At 54.2% G+C, this 14,239-nt stretch carries 17 protein-coding genes; 6 read left to right on the plus strand and 11 right to left on the minus strand.

Going from position 1 to position 14,239, the window contains the following annotated elements; translation table 11 throughout:
* Positions 1–81 precede the first annotated feature (81 nt).
* The 3 genes from glsB to ACF8OF_RS04915 all read left to right on the plus strand — a co-directional run bounded on the left by glsB (position 82) and on the right by ACF8OF_RS04915 (position 2,898).
* On the plus strand, positions 82–1,008 hold the full coding sequence (gene glsB, locus ACF8OF_RS04905; protein WP_262859276.1) for a glutaminase B: 927 nt from the start codon (positions 82–84) through the stop codon (positions 1,006–1,008).
* A gap of 44 nt (positions 1,009–1,052) precedes the next feature.
* Positions 1,053–1,781, plus strand: coding sequence for a DUF2884 family protein (locus tag ACF8OF_RS04910; protein WP_262859275.1), 729 nt, complete (start codon positions 1,053–1,055; stop codon positions 1,779–1,781).
* A 160-nt stretch (positions 1,782–1,941) separates the two neighbouring features.
* The gene (locus ACF8OF_RS04915; RefSeq protein WP_392495903.1) at positions 1,942–2,898 is read left to right on the plus strand and encodes a siderophore ABC transporter substrate-binding protein; all 957 of its coding nucleotides are present in this window, start codon (positions 1,942–1,944) and stop codon (positions 2,896–2,898) included.
* A 57-nt stretch (positions 2,899–2,955) separates the two neighbouring features.
* Here the strand turns inward: ACF8OF_RS04915 and hemW are convergent, their stop codons facing one another.
* From hemW to ACF8OF_RS04935, 4 genes are all read right to left on the minus strand, one after another.
* Positions 2,956–4,086, minus strand: a complete 1,131-nt coding sequence (gene hemW, locus ACF8OF_RS04920; protein WP_349467911.1) for a radical SAM family heme chaperone HemW — start codon at positions 4,084–4,086, stop codon at positions 2,956–2,958.
* Positions 4,079–4,675, minus strand: coding sequence for an RdgB/HAM1 family non-canonical purine NTP pyrophosphatase (gene rdgB / locus ACF8OF_RS04925; RefSeq protein ID WP_072871876.1), 597 nt, complete (start codon positions 4,673–4,675; stop codon positions 4,079–4,081). The genes hemW and rdgB overlap by 8 nt, the downstream gene beginning before the upstream one ends.
* 12 nt (positions 4,676–4,687) lie before the next feature.
* Positions 4,688–5,236, minus strand: coding sequence for a YggT family protein (locus tag ACF8OF_RS04930; RefSeq protein WP_262883090.1), 549 nt, complete (start codon positions 5,234–5,236; stop codon positions 4,688–4,690).
* A gap of 80 nt (positions 5,237–5,316) precedes the next feature.
* Positions 5,317–6,015 (minus strand): YggS family pyridoxal phosphate-dependent enzyme, encoded by a 699-nt coding sequence (locus ACF8OF_RS04935; protein ID WP_262868095.1) that lies wholly within the window; start codon positions 6,013–6,015, stop codon positions 5,317–5,319.
* A gap of 21 nt (positions 6,016–6,036) precedes the next feature.
* On the opposite strand from ACF8OF_RS04935, the gene ACF8OF_RS04940 reads away from it, so the two are divergent.
* Positions 6,037–7,059 (plus strand): type IV pilus twitching motility protein PilT, encoded by a 1,023-nt coding sequence (locus ACF8OF_RS04940; protein ID WP_392495905.1) that lies wholly within the window; start codon positions 6,037–6,039, stop codon positions 7,057–7,059.
* A gap of 27 nt (positions 7,060–7,086) precedes the next feature.
* Here the strand turns inward: ACF8OF_RS04940 and ruvX are convergent, their stop codons facing one another.
* The 4 genes from ruvX to rsmE form a co-directional block, all read right to left on the minus strand.
* On the minus strand, positions 7,087–7,509 hold the full coding sequence (gene ruvX, locus ACF8OF_RS04945) for a Holliday junction resolvase RuvX (RefSeq protein WP_262859269.1): 423 nt from the start codon (positions 7,507–7,509) through the stop codon (positions 7,087–7,089).
* A complete protein-coding gene (locus ACF8OF_RS04950; protein ID WP_262859268.1) occupies positions 7,509–8,072 on the minus strand; it encodes a YqgE/AlgH family protein in 564 nt (187 codons plus the stop codon). Before ACF8OF_RS04950 ends, ruvX begins: the two co-directional genes overlap by 1 nt.
* Positions 8,073–8,148: 76 nt before the next feature.
* The gene (gene gshB, locus ACF8OF_RS04955) at positions 8,149–9,099 is read right to left on the minus strand and encodes a glutathione synthase (protein ID WP_354622181.1); all 951 of its coding nucleotides are present in this window, start codon (positions 9,097–9,099) and stop codon (positions 8,149–8,151) included.
* 9 nt (positions 9,100–9,108) lie between these two features.
* Positions 9,109–9,840 (minus strand): 16S rRNA (uracil(1498)-N(3))-methyltransferase, encoded by a 732-nt coding sequence (rsmE, locus tag ACF8OF_RS04960; RefSeq protein ID WP_349467920.1) that lies wholly within the window; start codon positions 9,838–9,840, stop codon positions 9,109–9,111.
* A gap of 241 nt (positions 9,841–10,081) precedes the next feature.
* On the opposite strand from rsmE, the gene ACF8OF_RS04965 reads away from it, so the two are divergent.
* A complete protein-coding gene (locus tag ACF8OF_RS04965; protein ID WP_392495907.1) occupies positions 10,082–10,735 on the plus strand; it encodes a prepilin peptidase in 654 nt (217 codons plus the stop codon).
* On the opposite strand, the gene ACF8OF_RS04970 is transcribed toward ACF8OF_RS04965, so the two are convergent.
* Entirely contained in the window at positions 10,715–11,326 is a 612-nt protein-coding gene (locus ACF8OF_RS04970) for a DsbA family protein (protein WP_392495909.1), read from the minus strand. The two genes, ACF8OF_RS04965 and ACF8OF_RS04970, sit on opposite strands and share 21 nt — an antisense overlap.
* 20 nt (positions 11,327–11,346) lie before the next feature.
* Positions 11,347–12,183, minus strand: a complete 837-nt coding sequence (locus ACF8OF_RS04975) for an MBL fold metallo-hydrolase (RefSeq protein WP_225914335.1) — start codon at positions 12,181–12,183, stop codon at positions 11,347–11,349.
* Between the two features lie 155 nt (positions 12,184–12,338).
* Here ACF8OF_RS04975 and ACF8OF_RS04980 point away from each other — a divergent pair, with 155 nt between their 5' ends.
* On the plus strand, positions 12,339–13,265 hold the full coding sequence (locus ACF8OF_RS04980) for a LysR family transcriptional regulator (RefSeq protein WP_262859265.1): 927 nt from the start codon (positions 12,339–12,341) through the stop codon (positions 13,263–13,265).
* Here ACF8OF_RS04980 and ACF8OF_RS04985 read toward each other — a convergent pair.
* Positions 13,255–14,169, minus strand: coding sequence for a LysR family transcriptional regulator (locus ACF8OF_RS04985; protein WP_392495911.1), 915 nt, complete (start codon positions 14,167–14,169; stop codon positions 13,255–13,257). The genes ACF8OF_RS04980 and ACF8OF_RS04985 overlap by 11 nt on opposite strands.
* Between the last annotated feature and the right edge of the window lie 70 nt (positions 14,170–14,239).

A 14,239-nucleotide genomic window follows, 5' to 3' on the forward strand; every position in this document is an offset into this window, starting at 1 on the left:
TTAATAAGGGCACCTGAATGGGTGCCCTTATCTGTCTCCGGCCTCCGGATTTGCGGCATACCGTGTTTTGGAGTAACAATTTTGACCACACACTTTAGTAATGAACTGCTGGACGATATCTTACACCGTGTCCGGCCGCTGATTGGCTCCGGTAAGGTGGCGGATTATATTCCGGCGCTGGCGGAAGTCTCACCTGACAGGCTGGGGATCGCGGTGTGTACTGTGGACGGAGAAATTTTTTCCGCCGGTGATGCGTATCAGCGCTTTTCGGTGCAGTCCATTTCCAAAGTGCTGAGTCTGACACTCGCGATGACACGTTATAAGGAATCGGAGATCTGGTCCCGGGTCGGCAAAGAGCCGTCCGGTCTGCCGTTTAACTCGCTGGTGCTTCTGGAGATGGAAAAGGGTATTCCGCGCAATCCGTTTATTAATGCCGGGGCGATTATTATTGCGGATATGCTGCAGTCCCGCCTCAGTGCGCCGCGTCAGCGGATGCTGGAGTTTGTCCGCAAACTGACCGGCAGTCAGGATATTACCTATGATTTGCAGGTGGCGCGTTCTGAACTGGAACACGGCAGCCGCAATGCCGCTATCGCTTTTCTGATGAAATCTTTCGGCAATTTTGAAAATAATGTACTGACTGTGCTGGAGAACTATTTTCACTATTGCGCACTCTCAATGAACTGTGCTGAACTGGCAACCTGTTTTGCCTATCTGGCCAACGGCGGCGTACCGCTGGGTGGCAGCGAGCCGGTGATCACACCGTTGCAGTCACGGCAGATAAATGCCCTGATGCTGACCTGCGGGATGTATGACGGCTCGGGGGAGTTTGCTTACCGGATAGGCATGCCCGGTAAATCCGGGGTCGGCGGCGGGATCGTCTGTGTGGTGCCCGGCGAGTTTTCTGTGGTGGTCTGGTCACCGGAACTGGATGATTCCGGGAACTCTTTGGCCGGTTGCGCTGCCTTAGAAATGTTATCTGCAAAAATCGGGCGCTCTATTTTCTGAACCCGCCGGGTTCAGCGTCCGCTGTCTGAGAATCAGGAGTGTTTATGTTACGTAAATGGATTGCCGTTCTGAGTCTGGGTGCCGCGTCGCTGGCATCGGCGGAAGGGTATCAGTGCAGTGTCACCCCGCAGGATGATTTGGTTATCACACCGGCCTATGTACAGGTGATCGGGAAAAGCGGGGAAATGAAGATCACCCCTGACGGGCAGATTACCCGTGACGGCAAATCCCTGACACTCAGCGCCGCACAAAGTGCGGATGCAAAACGCTATCAGTCAGGTGTGCGTCAGGATGTGCCGTGGATAAAACAGCAGGCGGTGAACCGGATCGGTAAATCCCGTCAGGCGGTGGACAAGGTGCTGATCAAAGAGATGGGGCAGGACAGCAAACTGCGCGGCCATCTGACAACCCTGGAAGCGGATCTGAATAAACAGGTTGATCGGATTATTGAAACCCGTCCGGATGGTTATGCTTTCCATCATCAGGCGATTAAGCAGGTAGAGCAGGACGGACGTGCGCAAATTCAGCAGCGTCTCGGCGGTATGCTTCAGGATGCGATCAATGAGATCGGCCGCAAACAGCTGCTTGCCGGGCTGACCGGTGACAAAAACGCCGCCGGTGCGGCACTGAGCGGGCTGGACGGGTTACAGAAATCCTTACAGCAGGCCGTGCGTGAACAGGAAGGTGATTTTAAACAGTTCAGTAAACAGGTGTGCGGTAAAGTCACCACGCTGGAACAGCAGCGTATTCAGCTGATGAATTCCCTTAAGTAATATAAGGTTACCGGTACATTTTGTACCGGTAACTGTTTTTTTAGCTGATCAGGTTCAAATAAATAATAATTGTTATGATAATGATTCTTATTTGATTGACATGTTTCGGCTTCTGCCTAGAATGAACTGCAACGTTAAACGCATTTAATCAGGCAGGAACATGAAAAAGATCATTCCGTTAGTGTTAATTCCGTTTTTAGGCTTTGCCTCCGCTTCCGCGCTGGCTGACACCGCGCCGAAATACACCCCGAATCATATCGCCGCTGTGGCGGATAAAAGCCCGCTGCTGACCATCGAACATCAGTCCGGCTCCGCAAAAGTGGCACAGAAACCATCCCGCGTGGTGCTGTTTGACTTTGGTGTGTACGACACCATGAATAAGCTGGGACTGGCTGACAATGTTGTCGCGCTGCCGCTGGGTAATCTGCCGTCATACCTGAAAGGTCAGGTGAACAGCAAAGTCGCGGATGCAGGCGGAATGAAGACGCCGGACCTGGCAAAAATCGCGGAACTGAAGCCGGATCTGATTGTGATCACCGGTCGTCAGGGCAAATCATTCGATGAACTGAATAAAATCGCACCGACAGTGAACCTCGGTACCGGCGGTGATGATTATCTGGCAGCGGCAGAGGCGAATATTGCGCTGATCGGTCAGCTTTATGATATTGAGAAGAAAACCGCAGAAGAACTGACTGCACTGAATAAAACCATTGCTCAGGCTCAGGAAAAAGCCGCCAAATCCGGTAAAAAAGTACTGGTGATGCTGCACAATGACGGCAAATTATTCCCGAATAAACAGCCGGTTGTCTATCAGGTGGTGAAAGCGGCTGCTGTTGATATCCCGGTTGACCCGAAAGCAGAGAAAGATAAGCGTCCGCTGGTGACACCGGACATGGTGGCGGAGCTGAACCCGGATGTGATTCTGGTGATTGACCGCAGCGCGGCGATTGGCGCAGGGCAATGGGATAAAGCGGCCTTTGAAACTGATGGCGTGAAAAAGACCAATGCCTTTAAGAATGATAAGATTATCGTGTTACAGCCGGATCTCTGGTATCTCTCCGGCGGCGGGCTGGACAGTCTGAGCCGTCAGGTGCAGGCCGTGGAAAGCGCGCTGTAATCAGCTGGATTGATATAACTAATAAAACCCGGGCGTGAAAGCGACCGGGTTTTTGTTTTATAAAAACCGTTCCAGCAACGTATTGAGGAATAACTTGCCGTGTTCGGTTATCTGCCAGTGAGTTGCGGTTTCGGAAATCTCACCGGCATTCAGTGCCGCTTCGATTTGAGGGCGAACCACGGATTCCGGCAGTCCGGTGTAATCGGTGAAATCACTGCGCGGCATCGCTTCCAGCAGGCGGAACCGGTTCATAAAGAACTCAAATGGGCGGTCTTCCGTTGCCACGTCATTTTGCTGATCAAGGTAGCGCCCTTCCATATAACCGCGCGGATGTTTGGTTTTGACTGTCCGCAGAATGCGTCCGTCAGCAAACGAAATTTTGCCGTGCGCACCACAGCCGATCCCGAGGTAATCCCCGAAACGCCAGTAGTTGAGGTTATGCTGACACTGAAATCCCGGTTTTGCATACGCGGAGGTTTCATACTGCACATAACCGGCCTGTGTCAGTAGCTGATGCCCCTGAGAGAAAATATCCCACAGAAGATCGTCATCCGGCAGTACCGGCGGGCGGGAGCCGAAGCTGGTGTTCGGTTCAATCGTCAGCTGATACCAGGACAGGTGCGGCGGGGCAAGCTCAATCGCCTGGCGCAGGTCACTGAGCGCCTCGCCGAGATGCTGCTCCGGCAGCCCGTGCATCAGGTCGAGGTTAAAACTGCGCAGTCCGAGTGTCGCCGCGAGCCGGGCCGCCCGTTTGGCTTCTCCGGCATCGTGAATACGCCCGAGGCGGATCAGTTTGTCATCACCGAAGCTCTGCACACCAATGGAAATGCGGTTGATACCGGCTTTCTGATAGCCACTGAAACGGTCGGCTTCCACGGTGCCCGGGTTGGCTTCCATGGTCACTTCCGCATCCTCCGCGACAGGAATACGGGCACGTACACCGTCCATCAGTGTCTGCATGGCTTCCGCACTGAGCAGGCTGGGTGTACCGCCGCCGATAAAGATAGTGCGGATTTCACGACCATTAACCAGCGGTAAATCTGCCTCAAGATCAGCCAGTAAATGTGCCACATAATCATCATGCGGCACTTCACCTTTCAGCGCGTGAGAGTTGAAATCACAGTAAGGGCACTTCTGAACACACCACGGAATATGAATATACAGACTGAGCGGGGGAAGCTTACCCATTACGCAGGGCTTCCGACAGCAGTGCCAGCGCTTTGCCGCGGTGAGACATAGCCTGTTTTTCTTCCGGACGCAGCTGTGCGGCGGTTTTGTTCAGTTCAGGTAACCAGAAGACCGGATCATAACCGAAACCGCCTTCGCCCTGCGCCTGCTCTGCGATCACACCGGCCCAGCGGCCATGACAGATGATCGGCGTCGGGTCGTTTTCGTGGCGCATATAGACCAGTACACAGTTGAAGTGCGCCTGACGCTGTTCCGCCGGGACGCCGTCAAGGGCAGCCAGCAGTTTTACAATATTGGCACCGTCGTTGCCATCCGTTCCGGCATAACGGGCGGAGTAGATCCCCGGTGCGCCGCCGAGGTAATCGACAGAAATCCCGGAGTCATCCGCAATAGCCGGTAAACCGGTGACTTTTGCTGCGTGACGCGCTTTGATAATGGCATTTTCAACAAAGGTCAGGCCGGTTTCCTCAACGGAGCCGACACCCAGTTCCGTCTGTGCCACCACATCCATACCGGCATCTGCCAGCAGTGAGGCCATTTCACGGACTTTTCCGGCATTGCCGGTAGCTAAAACAATTTTGCGGGTCATATCAGCGCCTGATTATAAAAATATCCACTGAACAATATCGTTATAGAGATAGCCCAGCGCGTACAGAATAAAAATGACAATCATTGCAGAGAAATCAATGCCGCCCATCGGCGGAATGATACGGCGGAACGGTGACATCAGCGGCTCGGTCAGTTGCATCAGCACATAGTCCACCGGGTTGCGGCCCTGGCTGAACCAGCTGAGCAGCGCGCGGGCGAGGATCACCCAGAATACCGTCATACCTGCAAGATAGAGAAGATTAAAGAAAGCAACCAGCAGCATCAGCCCGCCGAGCTGGCCCTGAAAACCGGCCAGAAACCACGGAAAGAGCAGTTTCAGCAGGACGGCAATATAGGCCACCAGCACGGATGCTGTATCAATCGGGCCGATAGCCGGAATAATACGGCGCAGCGGACGGACAACCGGCTGTGTGGCTTTCACGACAAACTGGGCAAACGGATTATAAAAGTCCGCGCGCGCCCATTGCATCCAGACACGCAGCAGTAAAATCGTGGCATAGGCATGCAGGAGCGTGGTGACAACAAAATTCAGTGTTTGCATCGGTGAAATCCTTAACAGAAAACAAATTAACCGGTTTGTGATAACGCACTAAGGTACAGGAAGGTCATGATACAGAATGATCAGGATACAGAATAGTTACGCGCACCGAAAATTGCGGTACCAATGCGCACCATGGTCGAACCGCAGGTAATCGCGGCGTCCATATCATCGGTCATACCCATTGATAAGGTATCCGCCTGCGGGTATTTCCCCTGCAGTTCACGGAAAGCGGTTTCCATCTGACGGAAAACCGCACACTGACGTTCCGGGTCTGTTTCCGGTGCCGGGATTGCCATCAGGCCGCGCAGACAGACATTCGGCAGGGCCGCAACCTGTTCGGCCAGTGCCGGTAATTCCGCAAGGGTGATACCGGATTTGCTGTTTTCATCACTGATATTGATCTGGATAAGCACATTCAGCGGTGCTTTGTCTGCCGGGCGCTGATCACTCAGGCGCTGGGCGATTTTCAGCCGGTCGATGGTGTGGCACCAGTCAAAATGCTCTGCAACCAGACGGCTTTTATTAGACTGCAGCGGGCCGATAAAGTGCCATTCCAGGTGTTGATTCGCGGAGAAATACTGAATTTTTTCAACGCCTTCCTGGACGTAGTTTTCACCAAAGCGGGTTTGCCCGGCAGCTATTGCTTCTTCGAGCGCGCTCACAGGTTTGGTTTTACTGACGGCAAGTAAGGTCACTGTGTGTGGATCGCGGCCGCATTTTTGCGCCGCAGCGGTTATACGTTCTCTGATTTCTGTCAGATTGTCTTTTATTGGTTTCATGATGATCCGGGAGATAACCTAATGAATATGGATAATTTAATCGCCCTTAGTGTAAAGCATAATGCATCCGATCTGCACCTTTGTGTTGGTCAGGTGCCGGTATTACGGGTGGATGGAGAGCTTTTTTCGCAGACACACTGTGCGGCGGTAACGGATGACGCACTGCGCGGCTGGGTAAAGACGATCCTCGACCAGGCAAATTACCACAGATTGATGACAAAAGGGCAGGCGGATCTTGCGTTGTTTATCCGCGATCAACCTTTGCGGGTGAATATTTTCATGGCAGGGGGATTGCTGAACGCCGCACTGCGGCTGATAAGCCCGGTGGTTCCCTCTCTGGAGGATATCCTGGCACCGCCGGTGTTTGCCGGGCTGCTGTCAGAAACGCAAAGCGGCCTGATTCTGGTCACCGGGGCGACCGGCAGCGGAAAATCAAGCACGCTGGCGGCGCTGCTCAGTTATATCAATCAGCACTTCCGGCGGCATGTGATTACCCTGGAAGACCCGGTGGAGTTCCGTCACCGCAGCAGGCAGTCGCTGATCCGCCAGCGGGAAATCGGCCGTGATTGTGAGGATTATCAGCAGGGGCTGACAGCCGCACTGCGCCAGGATCCGGACGTCATTATGCTGGGAGAACTGCGGGATGAGGCGGCTATCCGTCTTGCGCTGACGGCGGCGGAAACCGGACATCTGGTGCTGAGTACCCTTCATACCAGAGGCGCGATTGCGGCGATTGAGCGGCTGACGGATGTGTTCAGCGGCGCAGAAAAAAACAGGGTATGCAGCCAGCTGGCAGGCAGTCTGGTGGCGGTGCTGAGTCAGTATCTGGTGGCAAAACAGGGCGGCGGGCGCTGTGCCGTGTTTGATGTGCTGATCAATACCCCGGCGGTGGAGAGCCTTATCCGGGATAACAAAGCATATCAGATTGCCTCTCATCAGCAGTCAGGCGCACAGTCCGGGATGATGACGGAGGAGCAGTGTCTGCAATGGCGGCGCGGCAGAGGAGAGATTGCAGGGGAGGCGGACGCGGTACCGGCATGGTAAACAGTACCGCGCGCCGGGGCAGAATTGTCAGCGGTAAAGCTGTTCAAACCAGCTTTCAAGGATAATCACGGCAGAGGCGGAGTCTACTTTGTCTTTGCCGAGAGCGCGGTAGCCGCCGTCTGCAAACAGATTGGCGCGGGCTTCCACCGTGCTGAGGCGCTCGTCATGGAGTTCAGCGCGGATCCCGAAACGCCCGTGCAGGCGGTTGGCGAATTTTTTCGCCTGATTCGTGACCAGCTGCGGTGTGCCGTCCATATTGAGCGGCAGGCCGACAACCACATAATCCGGCTGCCATTCACGGAACACGGCGGCGATCAGCTCCCAGTCCGGGATTCCTTCACGGGCTTTCAGTGCCGCCAGCGGGCGGGCGGTGCCGGTGATGGTCTGACCGACAGCCACGCCAATGCTTTTGGTGCCGAAATCAAAGGCAATCACAGTATTACTGCTCATTATGCGTGTCCGGCCTGTTGTGCAATGGTGTAAATATTGACGCCGATACCGGCGGCAGCTTCGCGCCAGCGGTCGGGCATCGGGGTACGGAACAGCAGGCGCTCACTGACATCGGCCACCAGCCAGCTGTTCTCCATGATTTCCCGCTCCAGCTGACCGGCTGTCCAGCTTGAGTAGCCGAGCGTCATCAGATAGTGCGCCGGCTGCTCTGCGGTTCCCAGGGTTTCCAGCACATCTTTCGAGGTGGTCAGAAACAGATCATCGGTCAGGCGGGTACTGGCGGCGTACTCTTTATCACCGGAGTGCAGCACGAAGCCGTGCTCTTCAGAAACCGGTCCGCCGAGCAGAACCGGTTTTTCCAGCGACAGGTTTTCATCATGGATATCCGGGGTGATTTTCAGCTTTTGCAGAATTTTACTGACAGACAGCTGTTCGATTGGTTTGTTGATCACCAGTCCCATTGCCCCGTTTTCATTGTGCTCACACAGATACACAACTGAACGCGCAAAATACGGATCATCCAGTGAGGGCATAGCAATGAGAATATGATGTTGTAAGTTCATAACCTTCTTTTCAGTCTGCCCGCAGACCGGAAAGAACGGCCTGCGGATATGGGTGTGCGGGGGAGAGCCCCGGCGGTTACCGGGCGAGACGTTTTTCAATGGCATCCATCAGCATGCCGGTGACAGAAACGTCCGGTTGTGCGGCTTCAATTTCGCGGGCACAGGTCGGGCTGGTTACGTTGATTTCCGTCAGGCGGTCGCCGATCACATCGAGGCCGACAAAAATCAGACCTTTTTCTTTGAGGACCGGTGCCACGCTGCGGGCAATGGCCCAATCACTTTCACTCAGCGGACGCACTTCACCGTGCCCACCTGCCGCGAGGTTACCGCGTGTTTCACCTTTGGCCGGGATGCGTGCCAGGCAATAAGGAACCGGTTCGCCGTCCACCACCAGGATACGTTTGTCACCGTCTTTGATGGCAGGCAGGAAGTTTTGCGCCATGCAGAAAGTATGACCGTGATTGGTCAGGGTTTCGATAATCACACCGACGTTCGGGTCATCCTGTTTCAGACGGAAAATAGACGCACCGCCCATGCCGTCGAGCGGTTTAAAAATCACATCACCGTGTTTTTGATGGAATTCACGCAGACGCTGTGCACTGCGGGTGACCAGGGTGTCCGGGGTCAGATCGGCAAACCAGGCGGTGAACAGTTTTTCGTTACAGTCGCGCAGGCTCTGCGGTTTGTTGACGATCAGGGAACCGGCACTTTCCGCACGCTCCAGGATATAGGTGGCGTAAATGAATTCAGTATCAAACGGCGGATCTTTGCGCATCAGAATGACATTCAGGGTGCCCAGCGCGATATCCTGCTCGCTGCCGAACTGATACCAGCCCGCCGGGTCTTCTTTCACCGTCAGGGTGCGGGTACGGGCACGGGCAACGCCCTGATGCAGATAAAGGTCATTCATCTCCATATAATGGATTTCATAACCACGGCGCTGTGCTTCGAGCAGCATCGCGAAACTGGTGTCTTTCTTGATTTTGATGGAATCGATAGGATCCATCACAATACCGAGCTTGATCATTTTTTCTCCTTAACCCAGATCGCCGAAACGCACCTGCAATGCGGTGATTGCAGTGAGCGCGGTGGTTTCTGTGCGTAATACACGCGGCCCTAATAAGATGTCGGTAAACTGATGACCGGCGGTCATCGCGATTTCCTCTGCTGACAGCCCGCCTTCCGGGCCAATCAGCAATCGCACTTTAGCGGTTTCTGCGGGCAGTGTATTGATACTTTGTGATGCGCGCGGATGTAAATTTATCTTCAGGGCATCATCATTTTCCGCACACCATGCTTCCAGGGTCTGCACCGGGCGGATCTCCGGAATCACGTTGCGTCCGCACTGCTCGCAGGCGGCGATGGCAATTTTCTGCCACTGCTGCTGTTTTTTCTCCAGCCGTTCACCATCCAGTTTAACACCACAGCGCTCAGAGATCAGGGGGGTAATAATCTGAACACCCAGCTCAACGGATTTCTGAATGGTGAATTCCATTTTTTCGCCGCGTGACATCACCTGTCCGAGGTGGATAGACAGCGGGGATTCGCGGTTATCGTCCTGCTCATCTGTCACACGGACGGACACATTTTTTTTGCTGATATCTGTAATTTCAGCATTAAAAATCCGATTGGTGCCGTTAAACAGGATCAGGGAATAGCCGGTTTTCATCCGGAGCACACGGGCAACATGGTTGGCACCGTCGTCTGTCAGTTCTGTCACCATGCCGGGGGTTAAAGTGCCGGGGTGATAAATGCGCGGGATCCGCATGAAAATATCCTTTACGTTCTGCCGGCACGCTGCCGGTTGATACACATTGCCCCATGATAATAGAGGGGGGATCCTCACTGCAAGCATCAGCCGGGATCATTACATGCCGGGGTAACTGTCAATATTGCGTGATGACCCGAAAAAAAATGTAATTCAGCGGTAATCAGGGAAAAAAAGATGTCTTTCCCGGGGCGGTCAGGCAGGCTGCGGATATCGCAACAGGGAAAGACGCGGAGAAAACATGGACTGGCTGATTATGATTATCTGGGGAGTATTTTTGCCGCTGCCGCTAAAAGCCGGGACGGAATATATTCTGCGCCATTACTATCAGTATCCGCAGCGGTTGCCGGGCGGGTGGCTGTATCTGCACTGCCTGTTATCCGGCGTGCTGATCGTGTTCTGGTCAGACGGACAGGGCGTGTATGTCCTGTTTCTGACTCTGCTGTTTTTGTGTCTGGTGATGCTGTTTCATATTGATAACGCAGTATTTTATCTGCCGGATAAACTGGTGTTCCCGGTGCTGTGGGCCGGATTGCTGTTTCAGAATGAGGTCCGGCTGGTGACGCTCTCTTCCGCGTTGTACGGGGTGATCGGCGGTTTTTTTCTGCTCTGGTGTGTGGCGGAAGGTTATGCCTGGTGCCGGAAAAAAAGCGGCCTGGGCGGCGGGGATATCAAACTGTTTTCTGCCTCCGGGGCCTGGGTGGGGGCGGAACAACTCGCGCTGTTGCTGATGCTGGCCTGTGTGTCAGCGCTGGTGGTGTCCGGGATGCACTATTTCCGTCATCGCGGTTATCATCACCCGCAGTGCGGCCCGCGTATTATTGCCTTCGGGCCGCATTTAATTGCGGGGATGATTATGGTGATGGGAATAATGTCAGGCAGTCGTTTTCAGTAACGGGATCAGCCTTTCCCAATGAGATTCCGCACCCAGTACCGCCTGGTTCGGGATGTGCTGAAATTGGCTGTCCTCTTCCAGCAGCAGAGTCGGGAAGCCGCCGGTCGGGTTATGCACAAATAACTGACGGCTCTCATTAATATGCTGCTCAGTATTATCAGACTGAATATCGCTGATACCCAGTTTATCCGCCAGCCTGCGCAAAGTATCGCGGTTAAGCGGCAGCCCGTCCTGATAATAGGCTTTCTGGCAGGCTTCCAGCATGTCAATGCCTTTACCTGACTGTGCCTGCGCACTGAGAATGGCGGCAATCGGCGGCACGGAATCCATTACCCACTCCTGATTTTTCAGCAGGGCGTAAAAGGCATCGGTAAACGGTTGTCCGGTCAGCTGAGTGATGCGCTGATTGTGGTTGCGGATCATCTCCCGCATGCTGTCATCTGCCGGGCGGCGCTGTGAGCCGGTAATCATCCCGCCGCCGTGCAGGGCGATCGTCACGCCCTGTTTATGTGCGGCCTGAATAAACGGCGCAATACCATAACACCAGCCGCAGAGCGGATCATAAATATAGTGCAGCGTTTTTACTGACATTCTGTTTTCCTTAAATCAGATTACTGCGGCCAGCGCATTTCACCTTTGAGCACTTTGGCGCTCAGTTCGAGGCTTGATTCATCCGCCAGGGCCGGGTAAGCGGCTTTCAGTGTGCTGATCATCTGTTGTGAGTCCTTACTTTCTTTCAGGGCTGCTTCCGCACGGGTCAGATAATCCGCGGTAAAGGTAATGGCCGCCGGTGAGAAATGGCTGTTACCGACATAATGGCCGGGCACCACGGTGGCCGGATGTTTGTCCTGCATACTTTTCAGCGACTGCTGCCAGTACTGACGGGATTCCGGGGTCTGGGTATCCGCCAGCCAGACATGGATATTCTCTGATACCAGCACACCGCCCATTACCGCAGACAGTGACGGCACCCATACATAACTGCGCTCCGGTGCCGGGCTGTCCAGCCCTTCAATCAGAATACTTTCCCCTTCCAGCATAATGCGGTTGCCCTCTAACGGCTCCGGCACAACGATACTCTGCGGGGCATTTTCTTTCAGAACCGGTCCCCAGTAAGCCAGTTTACCGTCTTTACTTTCTTTAATCAGTGCCACGGTCTGCGGAGTGGCGACAATCTTAGCCTGCGGGAAGGCTTTTTTCAGTTCATCCAGTCCGAAATAGAAATCCGGATCCGAATGGCTGATATAAATGGTGGTCAGCGTTTTGCCGGTCGCACGGATTTTATCCGCCAGTACCTGAGCATCATCTTTCTGAAACTGAGCATCAATCAGAACCACCTCATTTTTGCCGCTGATGATTTCCGAGGAAACCGGAAAGATACTTTTTTCGCCGGGGTTATACACTTCCAGCGACAGCGGTGCGGCGGCAGTGACAAAAGAGGCCCCCATCAGGGCGCTGAATACCAGTGAGGTACGGATTGCAGAAGTCATGGTGTTATCCTTTTTGCAGGTGAGTCGTTAAGATGACGCTATAATAAGTTGCATAATCCGCCGGAAAAACCCCATAATCCGGTCTTCATTGTTGCATAAACCGGACAAATAAAATGGACAGGATCACCGCCGCTCAGGTTTTTATTGCCATTACCGAACAGCGCAGCATGAGCAAAGCCGCAGATATGCTGGGTATGTCCCGGGCGATGGTCACACGTTATCTGGCTGAAATGGAGAACTGGGCCGGTGTGCGGTTACTGAACCGGACAACCCGCAGCCTGACGCTGACCTCTGCCGGTGAAGCGGTGCTGACGCAAAGCCGGGAATTACTGTCGCTGGCAACGGCGATTGCCCGTCCGGTGGTGACAGAAGATGAGGCCGTCAGCGGCCTGGTGCGGATCACCTGTGCCCAGTCACTGGCGATGGTGGCACTGTCAAAGGCGCTTGTGCAGTTCCGGGCACGTTATCCGGCTGTTGCTGTTGATGTGCAGGTTACAAATAAAGCGATCAGCCTGGTGGAGGAACGGATTGATCTGGGGATCCGCATCACCAACAACCTTGAGCCGAACCTGATCGCGAAGCCGCTTTCCCGCTGTGATTCTGTGGTTTGTGCGGCACCGGCGTATCTGGAAAAACACGGGTATCCGCTATCGCCTGAGGCACTCAGTGAATTGACCTGTCTGACCTATAATTTCTACGGTCGCAGCCTGTGGTTATTTGAACGGGATGATGAGGTGATTTCTGTCCCGGTAAGCGGGGCGCTCAGTGCCAATGAATCCACGTTTCTGCTGGAAGCAACGCTGAACGGGGAAGGTATTGCATTGCAGCCTTACTGTTCGGTGTATGAGCATCTGAAAACCGGGCGCCTGGTGCGTCTGTTTCCGGAATACCGGCTGCCTGCGCTCGGCATTTACGGCATTTACACCAGTCGCGAGCATATGGCGCGGCCGCTGCGTCTGCTGCTGGATTTTCTGGCTGAGTGGTTTGCGCATTCGCCGGACTGGCTGCCGTATCTGCTGGATGAAAAAACTAACCGGTAATCCGCTTTAACTGTCGCAAAACAGCCTGCATATGCTGACGGAGATGGGTAATAAAAATATCTGTCAGTACAGAATGCGGCCTGTGCAGCGGGCGGATCAGACTCACGGTGAACGGAATGTCTTCACTGAACGGACGGACACAAATCCCGCTGCAATCCATGGCGGTCAGCGGGTTAACGACAGATACCCCCAGCCCCTCCCTGACCATGGCACATACCGAGGCCGCACTGTGTGTTTCCATTATCATCCGGCGAGGGATCTGCTTTTCACTGAACAATGCATCAATCCTCTGCCGGTAACTGTCCGCAACGGACAGGCTGATAAAATTTTGCTGTGCAAAATCAGCAGGGGCCAGTACTGATTTGCTGCACAGCGGATGCGATGACGGCAGCACACAGACTTCACTGAGCGTGAGCAGGGTTTCCTGCAGGGTGCCGGGCGGCGTCAGCTGATGTTCGGTGATCCCGATGTCATAACGCTGGGCGGAGAGCCACTCTTCCAGCAGTGGTGACTCCTGCGGGGCGATTTCAAAATTCACATCCGGATACTGCGCATGAAATGTGCGGCAGACAGCAGGCAGTAATGACTGAGCAAAAGCGGGCAGGCAGGTGATTGCCAGCTGGGCATGCTGAAACTGGCGGATGCTCTCCGCCGCCCGGCTGATACGCTCAAGGCCGTAATAGGATCGTTCCACTTCCTCGAATAACCGCAGCCCCTGTTCAGTCGGGTGCAGGCGGCCTTTGATGCGGTCGAACACACGGAACCCGAGGATTTTCTCGAAACGGGCAAGCTCCCGGCTGACCGTCGGCTGAGAGGTATGCAGCAGTTGTGCGGCATCCGTCAGGCTCTTTGTGGTCATAACCGCGTGGAAAATATCAATGTGACGCCAGGAGTAGTGTTCCATTATTCATCGAATCCATATCAGTAATGAATAGACATTAGCAAATCAGATATTTTAAATCGCGCAGAATTTT

Origin of the sequence: Morganella sp. TYF_1 (assembly GCF_043105645.1) — a bacterium.
Lineage (GTDB): Bacteria > Pseudomonadota > Gammaproteobacteria > Enterobacterales > Enterobacteriaceae > Morganella > Morganella morganii_B.

Excerpts from the sequence above, each read along its gene's own strand:
- ACF8OF_RS04910 (WP_262859275.1), top strand. The coding sequence starts at position 1,053 with ATGTTACGTAAATGGATTGCCGTTCTGAGTCTGGGTGCCGCGTCGCTG.
- ACF8OF_RS04915 (WP_392495903.1), top strand. The coding sequence starts at position 1,942 with ATGAAAAAGATCATTCCGTTAGTGTTAATTCCGTTTTTAGGCTTTGCC.
- hemW (WP_349467911.1), bottom strand. The coding sequence starts at position 4,086 with ATGGGTAAGCTTCCCCCGCTCAGTCTGTATATTCATATTCCGTGGTGT.
- rdgB (WP_072871876.1), bottom strand. The coding sequence starts at position 4,675 with ATGACCCGCAAAATTGTTTTAGCTACCGGCAATGCCGGAAAAGTCCGT.
- ACF8OF_RS04930 (WP_262883090.1), bottom strand. The coding sequence starts at position 5,236 with ATGCAAACACTGAATTTTGTTGTCACCACGCTCCTGCATGCCTATGCC.
- ACF8OF_RS04935 (WP_262868095.1), bottom strand. The coding sequence starts at position 6,015 with ATGAAACCAATAAAAGACAATCTGACAGAAATCAGAGAACGTATAACC.
- ACF8OF_RS04940 (WP_392495905.1), top strand. The coding sequence starts at position 6,037 with ATGAATATGGATAATTTAATCGCCCTTAGTGTAAAGCATAATGCATCC.
- ruvX (WP_262859269.1), bottom strand. The coding sequence starts at position 7,509 with ATGAGCAGTAATACTGTGATTGCCTTTGATTTCGGCACCAAAAGCATT.
- ACF8OF_RS04950 (WP_262859268.1), bottom strand. The coding sequence starts at position 8,072 with ATGAACTTACAACATCATATTCTCATTGCTATGCCCTCACTGGATGAT.
- gshB (WP_354622181.1), bottom strand. The coding sequence starts at position 9,099 with ATGATCAAGCTCGGTATTGTGATGGATCCTATCGATTCCATCAAAATC.
- rsmE (WP_349467920.1), bottom strand. The coding sequence starts at position 9,840 with ATGCGGATCCCGCGCATTTATCACCCCGGCACTTTAACCCCCGGCATG.
- ACF8OF_RS04965 (WP_392495907.1), top strand. The coding sequence starts at position 10,082 with ATGGACTGGCTGATTATGATTATCTGGGGAGTATTTTTGCCGCTGCCG.
- ACF8OF_RS04970 (WP_392495909.1), bottom strand. The coding sequence starts at position 11,326 with ATGTCAGTAAAAACGCTGCACTATATTTATGATCCGCTCTGCGGCTGG.
- ACF8OF_RS04975 (WP_225914335.1), bottom strand. The coding sequence starts at position 12,183 with ATGGGGGCCTCTTTTGTCACTGCCGCCGCACCGCTGTCGCTGGAAGTG.
- ACF8OF_RS04980 (WP_262859265.1), top strand. The coding sequence starts at position 12,339 with ATGGACAGGATCACCGCCGCTCAGGTTTTTATTGCCATTACCGAACAG.
- ACF8OF_RS04985 (WP_392495911.1), bottom strand. The coding sequence starts at position 14,169 with ATGGAACACTACTCCTGGCGTCACATTGATATTTTCCACGCGGTTATG.